Source organism: Bacteroidota bacterium, from assembly GCA_018692315.1.
Lineage (GTDB): Bacteria > Bacteroidota > Bacteroidia > Bacteroidales > JABHKC01 > JABHKC01.
Map to the genome: position 1 here is coordinate 1 of JABHKC010000049.1, position 12,303 is coordinate 12,303.

A 12,303-nucleotide genomic window follows, 5' to 3' on the forward strand; every position below is an offset into this window, starting at 1 on the left:
TTGCTTCCGTTTAACTTGATAATACAAAGATAAAACACTGCTACATAAATCGTTTTTTTAGCTAAAAAAAACAGCCTCCTTTTTGTCCACTTGAAAAATATCAAGGTCAAACAGCCTCCTTTTTGTCTATTACACCCAAAAAGATGATGACTAAAGTACCAAATCTTTATATGCTTTCATTAGTTTTGGCTATATGTTGCTATTATTTTACTCGCTATTACTGAAATTCATTTTATTATTAGAAAGTTTAGTTAAAATAGTCTTTGTACAATTTAACAATAATTATTGGTTAGTTTTCAAAATTTGAAGGCATTACTTTTTTAGTTTTAGCACCAAGGTTTTTAATATCTTCAGCTCTTTTTACCAAATTCCCCTTACCTTCATAAAGCTTATTTATTGAACTTTCATACGATTTTTTTGTCGAATCTAATTTTTTACCAATATCATTTACATCTTCAATAAAGCCAACAAATTTGTCGTACAAAGCACCACTCTGTTTTGCAATTTCAAAAACATTTTGGCTTTGATATTCCTGCTTCCATATACTAGAAATCAATTTCAGCGATGCAATCAAATTTGTAGGACTAATCAATAAAATTCGCTTATTATAAGCATAATTCCAAATAGTATCATCGTGCTGTATTGCAAGCATATAAGCCGGTTCTATAGGTAAAAACATCATTACAAAATCTAAACTTTTACTGCTAAACATATCCTGATAGTTTTTTGAGCTTAAATCGTTGATGTGGTTTTTAATTGCTTGAATATGCTCATTTAAAGCTATTTCCTGTTCATTTTTCGTATGGCTATTTGCAAAACGCTCGTAAGCATTCAATGAAACTTTAGAATCAATAATCAGAATTTTCTCGCCCGGATAATGAATTAAAACATCCGGTTGATAGCGTTTTCCTTCCTCATTTTTCACCGATTGTTGAATAAAATATTCTCTATTTTTTACCAATCCGGAAGTTTCAAGAATGTTTTCGAGGATCATCTCGCCCCAATTTCCTTGAGTTTTCGATTGTCCTTTCAAAGCATTGGTTAAATTATTTGCCTCAGTACTAATTCGTTGATTTAGCTCCACAAGATTTTTTATCTCATTTTGTAGCGAAAATCTTTGTTTCGATTCTTTGTCGTATGTTTCCTCAACTCTTTTTTCGAAATCCTTAATTTTTTCATTCAGCGGATTTAGCAAAATGCCCAAATTGGTTTTATTTTCTTCTGTAAATTTTTTCGATTTATCTTCAAGTATTTCATTGGCGATATTCTTGAACTCAAGGTTAAATCTATTTCTAATTTGCTCTAATTCAGCTTTTTGCTCATCGTGTCGCTTTTCGACATTTTCATTATCTGCAATTTTCTTCGAAAGTTCTTTATTTAGCTCGATAATTTTTTCTTGCAATTTTGCTAGTTCTATGTTCATTGAGTTTTTTTGCTCAGAAAACTCGAATTTTATGTCAGTTAAATTTTGTAACAGATTAGATGTTTTTTCATTTGCAACCTCATTTTCAATCTCACTTTGGATTAAGTCTGAATTCAGTTTTTTGTTTTCGTGCAAAAATGAATCGTAATCTTCCTGACTTACTTTATTTTTTTCAAATCTGTATTTTGCAAAAAACCAAATTGAAATTGCCCCAAATAATATCCCGACAAATATATATAGAAAGTCCATTTTTTTTATTTTAAACTATTGTAGTTTTGAAGATTAGTTGAAAAATTTGTTTATAAACAAATTTTCTTTTTTCTAGCTTTTGCTTTTTCCGACCCATGTTCAATTGCTTTATTCAAATCATTACAAGCTTTGTCGAGATCAGAAATTTCATAATATGCCGCTCCTCTATAAAAAAAAGCATCAGCGGTTTTTTCAAGTTTCAACGATTTAGAAAAATCCTCAATTGCTATTTTATATTCCTTTTTGGAAAGATAAAAAATACCTCTTTGCAAATATGCATTTGAACATTTATCGTTAATTTCAAGCGCTTTGTTGAAATACTGAATTGCCTGAATATCTTTACCAACTTTAGAATACGCTTCGGCACAATTATAATATGCTGCAAAATTTTTTCTATCACGGGCAATCACTTTGGTAAAATCTTTTATTGCCTCTCTGTAATTCTCAACTTTTTTTTGCGAAATTCCTCTTTTTAAAAACAAATCGGCTGTGCGTACCCGAAACTTAGAATAAAGTATATTAAAATCTCCAATTGCCTTTTTGTATTCTCCAATTTCGAAATAAGAATTTGCACGAAATTGAAAAATATTTTTTTCTTCGATTTTGTTTTTTATTACTTCATCGAAATCTGAAATTGCTTTTATGTATTCTTTTTTACGATAAAACAAACTTCCTCTAATTACTTTAATTTTAGCATTTTGTGGCTCGTAAGCTAAAGCTTTAGTCAAATCTGAAATTGCATTGTCTATATTTGAATTTTCCTCAAAAAGTTTTGCTCTATTTATATATACAGAGGCTTTTTTTGTGTTGAGTTCGATTGCTTTGGAGAAATCCTTCATAGCCAAATCGAACCTTTTCAGTTTAAAATACAATTCACCTCTATTTTCGAAAGCAGGTAAATAGTTAGTTTTTAGTTCAATTATTTTATTGAAATCGGCAATTGCTTCATTATTTCTATTCAATTGTACAAAAGTATTTGCTCGATTCAGGTAAGCAGAAAAATAGTCATTTTTGATTTTTATTGCCTTGTTAAAATCAGAAATTGCTTTTTCATTTTCATTTAAAAAATTGTAGCAAACACCCCTATCGTGATACGCTTCGTAATAGTCAGTATGATTTTTTATTACGTAAGAAAAATCTTTAATGGCATTTTCATATTTCTTTTCGTTCATTAAATCAACTCCCCTATCGTAATAGAAATTTACGCTTTGAGCTAAATTAATATTAATTGTAATTGAAAAAAACAAAAGTATATATAGAAATTTTTTCACAATTATTAAACTCACTGATGATAAATAGGGTTTAAAAAAGAGAAAGTGTATTATTCGCCCAGCAAGCCCCTACCGGTTTTTTTGAACTTATTCTCTTTTTTCATCTTTTTAATGATATTGTCTAAAATTCCATTAATGAAATTGCTACTTTTTTTGGTACTGTAAAGTTTCGACAATTCAATGTATTCGTTGAATGAAACACGAATTGGTATTGATTCAAAATCAACAATTTCTGTAATTGCAATTTGAAGTATCAGAATGTCAATAAATGCAATTCTGTCAACTTCCCAATTTTGGGTAAAAGAATTTATTAATTCTCTGTGTTCGTCTTTATAAAAAATTGCACGCCGGAATAATTTTTTTGCAAATTCTTCGTCTTCTTCGTCTCTGAAAAGTGGCAGCAGCTCTGTATATGCCTTATCGTCAGCCCTAAACTGTTTAATAGTTTTTAAAATCATGCTGACAATATATTCAATATCGTCGTTCCAATATATGCTTTCTTCTTCGAGGGTAGTATCTAAACTTTCGGAGAATAGGAAAAACTTTGAAAATATTTCGGAAACAATTTTTTTATCAGCAATATACGATTTCGATTCATTTGCCATATATTCCTTATATGGCTCAAATTCTTTCAACTCGTAATATAGATTTTTTATTAAATCGGGATTTTTTGACCAGGTTAATTTTTGATTTTGCACAAAGTGGTTCAATTGACTGTTTATAGACAATTGATGAATCAACCGATTGTCTATAAATTTTGTATTTGGATTTATGTCTTCTGAATTTTGTATATTTTTTTGTCTTGCATGTTCAATTCTTATTTTAGCAAAATCGGATATTTCTATAATCAGAAGCATTAAATAATGATACAGATCGTAAGATTTATGAATACTAAAAAATAATTGTTGTTCGAATTTGCTGAAGGAACTTTCATCAGATTGGAAATAGGAATATAAAACCTGTAATACTTTAATTCTTATAAGTCTTCTGCTTATCATAATTTTATTTTAAGTCAAAAAAATACTTCAATATTTCAAAAGTAATGCTCAGAAATAATTAACAATCTGAAAATTACAGTTCTCAGCCGCAACACTGCTTGAACATGCTTAAATCTTTTAGTTCAAAATTGTCGATATAATCAAACGACAATTTATTTTCCGAATATGCTTTTTTTATGAAAACAATAGCCGAGTTTTTATACTTTTCGCTTCTTGTTGCATCTATCAATAGCAAATACCCCATAATTATATTTCCTGCCATTTCTACAAGTCGGCGAGCATGAAAATCTAAATATTCTTCATCGTTTACAATGAGGACTTTGTTTCTCGCATTTTCATATTCGAATGTCATAGAAACTAATGTTCTTTTTTGAAAATCGAATTCAGGTTTTAGTTCTGTCTTTTCGTATTCTTTAATTTGTTTTAAATAGGCATTCGAAGTAACTCCAAGAATTGCAGCTACTACTTGCAATTGCGAAGTCCCCTCATAAATTGAAGTTATTCTGGCATCGCGATAGATTCTTTCTATTGGAAAATCTTTTATAAATCCTGCACCACCATAAATTTGAATTGCGTCGTAGGCAATCTGGTTGCAATACTCACTCGAAATTAGCTTAAGCATAGGAGTATAAGAATTTGCCAGCCTCTGGTAATGCTTCATTTCCTTTTTTTCTACTGCATTAAGTTTTCTTTCGTTTGAGATATGAAAATATGATTTGTAAATATCTATATATCTGGAAGTTTCGTAAAGAAGTGAACGTTCGGCATTTAGTTTAGCTTTCATATTTGTAAGTAGCTCATAAACTCCTGGGAAATGTCGGATAGTTTTTCCGAATTGGATTCGTTCATTTGCATACTTTAGTGCTTCGCGATAGGCTGCTTCAGAAATACCTAATGATTGTGCTCCAACGCCAAGTCGTGCTCCGTTCATAAGAGACATTACATATTTTATCAAGCCCATTTTTCGGTTTCCAACAAGAGTTGCAGGGGCATCCTTAAAAACCAATTCGCATGTTGGCGAACCCTTAATTCCTAATTTATTTTCAACCCTCCTTACTATGTGGCCATCACTTTTTTTATCATAAATAAAAAGAGAAAGTCCACGTCCATCTGTACTATCTGGTTCTGAACGAGCTAATATTAGGGAAATATCAGCATCTCCATTAGTAATGAATCTTTTTACTCCGTTGAGAAGCCACACATTTTTCTCTATATCGAAATGTGCATTGAGCTGAACTGCTTGAAGGTCGGAACCTGCATCTGGCTCAGTTAGAGTCATGGCTGCTGTAGCTCCTTGGTTGAATCTTGGCAAAAACTCGTCTTTTAATTCTTCAGTAGCGAATTCGTGAATAGTTTCTGCACAATCCTGAAGTCCCCAAATATTTGCAAAACCGGCATCGGCTCGTGAAACTATCTCGGCTGCAATTACATACGGAACAATAGCAAAATTTAAACCGCCATATTTTCGGGGTAAAGACATTCCAATTAATCCTGCTTTTGTTAGAGCTTCGTGATTTTCTGCTGTTCCTTTTGCATAAACTACATGATCGTCAACTACTTTTGATCCTTCTAAATCGACCGATTCTGCATTCGGAGCGATTATATTTCCACTAATATCTCCTACAATTTCTAGCACTTTGTGATAGCTATCGAGGGCATCTTCAAAATCGACCGGAGCATAATCAAACTTATCCTTATCTTCAAAATTCCGTTCTTTTAGGGCAACAATTTTGTTCATTAAAGGATGAGTTAAGTGAAATTTTAAATCTTCGTTATCTATATAAAAATTTGCCATGTTTTCTATTTTTCTATACTAAAACTCATTTTGTCAATTATTAATTATTAATTGCAAATTACTTCGAGTTTTTTTTATAATATTTTATCATTTTTTGAATTACATCAGAAATATCGCCAATAATTACATAATCTGCAATTTTATTTATCGGTGCATTTTCGTCCTTATTTATAGAAATTATCATTGCTGACTGATCCATTCCTGCTGTATGCTGAATTTGCCCGGAAATTCCACAAGCAATATAAAGTTTAGGTCGAACAGTAACTCCTGTTTGTCCTACCTGGCGATCGTGCTCAATAAATCCGGCATCGACTGCCGCACGAGAGCCACCAACCTCTGCTCCTATCAATTTTGCAAAATCGAATAATAGATTGAAATTCTCTTTTGAACCAACACCATAGCCACCCGAAATTAGCAATTGAGAGCTTTTTATATTTGCTTTACTTTTTTCAATTTGTCTGTCAATTATTTCTACAACAAAATCGTCATCTGAAACATAGTCAGTTACTTTCAAATTTCTGACATCGGCTTTATAATTTTTATCAAAAATCTCTTTTTTCATAACACCTTCTCTAACTGTTGCCATTTGAGGGTGCATTTCAGGATTTATGATTGTTGCAATAATATTTCCACCGAAAGCAGGACGAATCTGATACAGAAGATTGTTGTATGACTTTTTGATTTTATTGTCGAAATGATCTCCAATAATCAAGCTTGTGCAATCGGCTGTAAGTCCACTTTTTGTGGCAGAAGCAACTCTTGGAGCCAAATCTCTACCAATGGAACTTGCTCCAAAAAGCACAATCTGAAAATCTTGCTCTTGAATGAGTTTAACAACTATTGAAGCATGTGGTAGAGTTACAAAAGGATAAAGTCTTAAATCGGATGCAATATGCACTATATCAACGCCAAACGGAACTATTTGTTTTTCGACACCTGCAAGATCGGAACCAATAACAATTGCTTCGAGTTTACAATTAAGTTCGTTTGCCAATGACCTACCTTTTGTCAATAATTCAAAGCTAATATCTGCAACTTTTCCTTCATCAATTTCACAATAGACTAATATATTTTTCATCTTTATTGTAAGTTTTTGTCTTTTCTATAATTTTTTGAATAAAATCACTACCCAATGGTGTGGTTATTTAGCAATTCAACAATTAATTTTTCTATTTCTTTTTTAGAATCATCAATCTTTTTTGCTTCTTTGGCAGTGAATACAACATTTTCAATTTTCTTAACCTTAGTAGGAGAACCAGATATTCCAAGATATTGAGAATCGGCATTCAAATCGACAGCACTCAATTCTTTAATTTCAAGATATGGTCTGGTATATAATTCAATATAATCTTCAGCTGCATCTTGTCGTTCAGTCAAAGTTAAGGCATGTTTGTATTTTAGCAACTTTTTTGCATTTCTTGCTCTACAAGCTGGTGCAGAGCTATGAATAGTAAGCAAACAAGGAGTTTTAGTTTTGACAGTTTCGGTGCCTCGCTCCAATCTTCGCCTCACAATTATTTCGTTTTCATCTATCGATAAAATTTCCTCAGCATAAGTTATTTGAGGGATACTTAGTTTTTCGGCAATCTGAGGTCCTACTTGTGCTGTATCACCGTCAATTGCTTGTCTGCCAGCTATAACTATATCGTAAGGTTCCAGTTTTTTTATTGCGAGAGATATTACATATGATGTTGCAAGCGTATCGGAGCCAGCAAATTTTCTGTCTGTAATTAAAATTCCATTGTCGGCACCTCTAAATATAGCTTCTCTAATAATTTCTGCTGCTCTTCCTGGTCCCATTGTCAAAATGGTGATAGTTGCTTCAGGATTTTTGTCTTTTATTCGTAGAGCTTGTTCGAGGGCGTTTAGGTCTTCTGGATTAAAAATTGCCGGTAATGCACCTCGGTTTACAGTGCCATCGGCTTTCATTGCATTTTTTCCAACGTTCCGTGTATCAGGAACTTGTTTTGCAAGAACAATAATCTTCATTCGTTTCAATTTAAAATTTCTAAATTAGAATTTTGCCGCAAAGGTAAAATAAGATTGGAAACTAAAAAATCGTAGGCTCGTCAAAAAATTATTTGAATTGAAATAAAAAAACTCCCATCAAATTAATGATGAGAGTTTTTATAAGCGGCAATTAAATGCCTGAATATATGAATGTTAAACTAATTTTATATAGTTCCTTGTTCTAACATTGCATTTGCTACTTTCAAGAATCCGGCAATATTCGCTCCTTTTACATAATCAATATATCCGTCTGCATCTTTTCCATATTTTTCGCAAGCTTCGTGAATACTGACCATAATTCCGTGAAGTTTTTCATCAACTTCTTCTGCCGACCAGTTCAATTTCATAGAATTTTGAGACATTTCTAAACCAGAAGTTGCAACACCACCAGCATTTACAGCTTTTCCGGGACCGAATAATAATTTATTCTCTGCAAAAACTTCAATTGCTTCCGGTGTAGATGGCATATTTGCACCTTCTGCTATACATAGGCAACCATTTTCTGCAAGTTTTTGAGCATCCTCTTTGTTCAATTCATTTTGTGTTGCACAAGGTAGAGCTACATCACATTTCACTTCCCAAGGAGTTTTACCGGCATGAAATTCTGCATCAAATTCATAAGAATAAGGTTTTACAATATCTTCGTTTGTTGCTCTGAGTTCTAACATATAATCAATTTTTTCGCCGGCGATTCCGTCTTTATCATAGATGTATCCATCAGGTCCTGAAATTGTTACAACTTTTCCTCCAAACTCTGTAGCTTTTTTGGCTGCACCCCAAGCTACATTTCCAAAGCCTGAAATTGCAACTCTCTTTCCTTCAAATGTTTCGCCTTTAGTTGCAAGCATTTCTTTGGCAAAATATACTGTCCCGAATCCTGTAGCTTCAGGTCTGATAAGGCTTCCACCCCAGTTTATACTTTTTCCGGTCAAAACACCTGTGTTTTCTCTTGCAAGCTTCCTGTACATTCCATACATAAAACCAATTTCTTTGGCTCCAACGCCAATATCACCGGCAGGGACATCAGTGTCAGGACCAATAAATTTCCATAATTCTAACATAAATGCCTGGCAAAATCTCATAATTTCGCCATCTGATTTTCCTTTAGGATTGAAATCTGAACCACCTTTTCCGCCTCCGATAGGCAGAGTAGTCAAACTATTTTTGAAAATTTGCTCGAATCCGAGGAATTTTAAAATGCTTAATGTTACGCTTGGGTGAAATCTTAAACCACCTTTGTATGGTCCGATTGCATTATTAAATTGTACTCTGTATCCTAAATTCACATGAACTTTCCCATGGTCGTCTGTCCAAGGTACTTTGAAAGAGAACACTCTATCAGGCTCTATTAGTCTTTCAATTATTCCTGCTGTTTCGAATTGTGGATTTTCGTTATATATTTCTTCAATAGATTCTAAAACTTCTCTTACTGCTTGAAGATATTCTACTTCGCCTTGGTGTTTTTTGGCGAGTTCGTTCATTATTTTTTCTACGTTCATAATATTTTGTTTTAAATAAATAAAAATTAGTTTTAAAAGACAGTGCAAAAATACTTCTGCCTTGTAAACTACACAAGAAATGAAGGTCTGAAAAAAACGGTTTTCAATTGATATTTATCAATACTTCAAATAATAATTATCAAGGAAACTTCTAAAAATGCAAATTTCTTCGTTGCTTCAAAATTTCAAAATCCTCATTTACATTAGTAAACTGCGGTTTTGAAATTTCTTACGCCTTGAAATTAACTATTTTTAGAAGTCCCATCAAGATATTTTCTAAATAATTGAAAAAATCGTGCTTAAAACGTATTTTAGCATTTTTTTTAGGGAAGTTTTATTGTAATATTTCTAAGGGTTTTACTGAATTTTAGATGACAAACATGAGCAATGATAACAAAAATTTGAAACTTATTAAAGAAGACCTAAATAAAAGAAATAAAGAAATTGATTGTATTTATAAGGTTGATGAGATCTTAAAAAAATTTGATAATCCGATTGAAGAGATTTTTAAACTGTTATTGAAGATTATTCCTCAGGCATGGCGATTTCCCGAAATATGCAAGATTAGGATAAATTATAATAGTTTGATTGTTTCGGATGAGAATTTAGTTGAGACCGACTTAAAACAAATTGCACCCATCAGTACAGAAGATCAGGCAGTTGGAGAAATACAGTTATATTACATAAAAACTGTGAAATCGGAAAAAGGCATTTTTTCTATAGAAGAGCAAAAACTACTGAATACCATTGCTGAAAAAATTGGTAATTTCATACTATACAAAAAGTTACGCAAATCGATAACGAAAATAGATAAAGAAAAAAAGCTAAATTTTGAAGAACAAAACACTTCCGAAAAATTATTAAATTGGCTTAAAAGTTTGAAATTGTCCAATGATGAAATTTCGCAGTTTACTCGAATAAAAATAAATTTCAGAAAAAATGAAACTATTTGTAAACAAGGGGCAATTGCTTCATACATAATGATTTTGGAAGAAGGGCTTACAAAAAATTTTCTGGAAGGAAACCACGACAAAGGAGTAAATTTCAAAATTGTAAAACCATTCGATTTTATTGGACTATCGTCGATGTTTGGCGACAAAAGATATCATTTTTCGGGATCGACACTTGTTGCTTCAAAAATTTTCCTGATTGATGCAGAAGTATTTCTGAATACAATTAAGAATAATTATGAGTTTGCAAAAATAGTAATGAATTGGTATTGCAGCACTATTAACGACCATTTGCAACGATTGTCGTGTATTGCAAATAAGCAAGCCTTAGGAAGAATTGCAGAAATTCTAATTTATCTCACCAATGACGTTTTTGAAAATTCGACCATAGACCAATCAATTTCACGAAAAGATATTGCAGAACTTGCAGGAATGTCCACCGAAAGTGCAGTCAGAATTCTATCGGAACTGAAAAATGATAAGATCATTAAAATAACTAAATCCGGGATAGAAATCACTAATCCTAAGTTGCTGAATTCTATTAGTTTGGCTGGGTAATTTTCGAATTAGGACATTCAAAAAAAACCCGCTAAGCGAAGATTGCATCTTCGCTTTAAAACTCAAATAGTTTTTAACTATTCGGCTAATAATTGTACGGTTTGTCCTGCTCATGTATTTGATATGATGTTGCCATATAAAATTTTATTGCAAATGTAGTTGAAAACTACAAAAAATGAAAGCGAAGATGCAATCTTCGCTTAGTGGGGCTAATAAAATTTGGCTGGGAAATAAAAACACAAATTCTCAAAAATCATTATCCAAAAATCAAATAGTATTTCAAAATTTCCGCTGATTTAGAACCGTAAATATACAACACAACCATTTATTGACAAATGCCAACATTCAGCTTATTTCGGATTTCCGAAATGATTGTTATGGAATTGTCTAAGAATGTGCAGCTAATGGATAAAATATGATATAAGGAGTATAGGTTATCTATTCCAAATTAAATCAGATCTTTCTATATTGAACAATGCACTCTCAATTTTACTTATCCATATTACTATTTTTTTATTTTCATTTTCTTTTAGTAATCTTTGAGACTCTGAAACTTCTTTTGTAAAAACACCCTTAGGGTACTTAAGCATTAGTTTTGAATAATGATAATGAAGGAATTCCATTTCAGGAAATACTAATTTCTCTTCACGAATTTGTTTTTCATTGGTAAAAAAGTAAGAAAAAGAGTCAATCGTTTTAACTGGATCATAATACTTATTATTAGAATCTACTTTTTTTACATAAAAACTATTTGAGTCATTCCATATAACATATCCCATTTTGTTAATATTTGAAATACACCCAGAGCATCCTTTATAAAATATTACTATTGTGTCAACACCTGCATTCAATAAATCATTATAAATCATCTCCAATTCTTTCTCAACATTAATGTTATACGGTATTGCGTTTACTCTTTCCTTTTCCTTGATGGATATACAAGAAGAAAGGCAAACAGACAAGAAATATATAAAGAATGTTTTCATAATTAATCTTAATGTGGTTGAGCACTACCTTCTAAATATTTTGGATCACCTAATTTGACATTTAATCCTTTTCTGTTTGCTTTTCTAACATGTCTCTTTTTTGAATAAGTGCCAATTCTATAAAACTGCCTGAAAGAAGTTTCAAACTGCTCGACTATACTATTATGATCAGCTTTGCTTAGTTTTGGTTTTGTAAATCGTAACCTAACATGTCCGCCTATTTCATGCAATGCAGAAACTCCTCTTGTATATAATGATGCATCGACCCAACCTGGAATGAATTTTTTAGACATCAAATCACTTGGGTTGTATTTAGTATTCATTACTTCCCCAACTACTTTGGGATTTTTAGCTATATAAACTTTTGTTCCATCTTTAGTAGTTGCAGCACTAAATCCTAAGTCTTTTAAACTTTTATTCTCTCTAGCCTGATTAATTCATAAACTTTTTTTTTCATATAGTTTTTTAAATTTTCAAGCTCAAATTAATTAATATTAATGAGTTTTGTTTAATTTTTGTATTTGGGTTTAAATTTTTTCGCACTTTAATTAGAATGATTCTAAA

10 protein-coding genes are annotated in these 12,303 nt (G+C 31.7%); 1 reads left to right on the plus strand and 9 read right to left on the minus strand.

Features of this window, described 5'->3' with window-relative positions:
• Positions 1-289: 289 nt before the first annotated feature.
• The 7 genes from rmuC to gdhA form a co-directional block, all read right to left on the minus strand.
• Complete coding sequence (rmuC, locus tag HN894_04480; protein MBT7142574.1) at positions 290-1,672, minus strand: DNA recombination protein RmuC; 1,383 nt, start codon at positions 1,670-1,672, stop codon at positions 290-292.
• Between the two features lie 50 nt (positions 1,673-1,722).
• Positions 1,723-2,943: a tetratricopeptide repeat protein gene (locus HN894_04485; protein ID MBT7142575.1), complete on the minus strand. Its 1,221-nt coding sequence runs from the start codon at positions 2,941-2,943 to the stop codon at positions 1,723-1,725.
• Positions 2,944-2,993: 50 nt separating this feature from the next.
• A complete protein-coding gene (gene nusB, locus HN894_04490; protein ID MBT7142576.1) occupies positions 2,994-3,941 on the minus strand; it encodes a transcription antitermination factor NusB in 948 nt (315 codons plus the stop codon).
• 82 nt (positions 3,942-4,023) lie between these two features.
• Positions 4,024-5,736, minus strand: coding sequence for an acyl-CoA dehydrogenase (locus HN894_04495; GenBank protein MBT7142577.1), 1,713 nt, complete (start codon positions 5,734-5,736; stop codon positions 4,024-4,026).
• A 58-nt stretch (positions 5,737-5,794) separates the two neighbouring features.
• Complete coding sequence (locus HN894_04500) at positions 5,795-6,814, minus strand: electron transfer flavoprotein subunit alpha/FixB family protein (protein ID MBT7142578.1); 1,020 nt, start codon at positions 6,812-6,814, stop codon at positions 5,795-5,797.
• Between the two features lie 47 nt (positions 6,815-6,861).
• Positions 6,862-7,725: an electron transfer flavoprotein subunit beta/FixA family protein gene (locus HN894_04505; GenBank protein MBT7142579.1), complete on the minus strand. Its 864-nt coding sequence runs from the start codon at positions 7,723-7,725 to the stop codon at positions 6,862-6,864.
• Positions 7,726-7,910: 185 nt separating this feature from the next.
• Entirely contained in the window at positions 7,911-9,245 is a 1,335-nt protein-coding gene (gene gdhA / locus HN894_04510) for an NADP-specific glutamate dehydrogenase (protein MBT7142580.1), read from the minus strand.
• Positions 9,246-9,646: 401 nt separating this feature from the next.
• Between gdhA and HN894_04515 the strand changes: the two genes are divergently transcribed.
• A complete protein-coding gene (locus HN894_04515) occupies positions 9,647-10,753 on the plus strand; it encodes a Crp/Fnr family transcriptional regulator (protein ID MBT7142581.1) in 1,107 nt (368 codons plus the stop codon).
• A 434-nt stretch (positions 10,754-11,187) separates the two neighbouring features.
• Here HN894_04515 and HN894_04520 read toward each other — a convergent pair whose 3' ends face one another.
• Positions 11,188-11,739, minus strand: a complete 552-nt coding sequence (locus HN894_04520; GenBank protein MBT7142582.1) for a hypothetical protein — start codon at positions 11,737-11,739, stop codon at positions 11,188-11,190.
• 8 nt (positions 11,740-11,747) lie between these two features.
• A complete protein-coding gene (locus HN894_04525) occupies positions 11,748-12,062 on the minus strand; it encodes a hypothetical protein (protein MBT7142583.1) in 315 nt (104 codons plus the stop codon).
• Positions 12,063-12,303 lie beyond the last annotated feature (241 nt).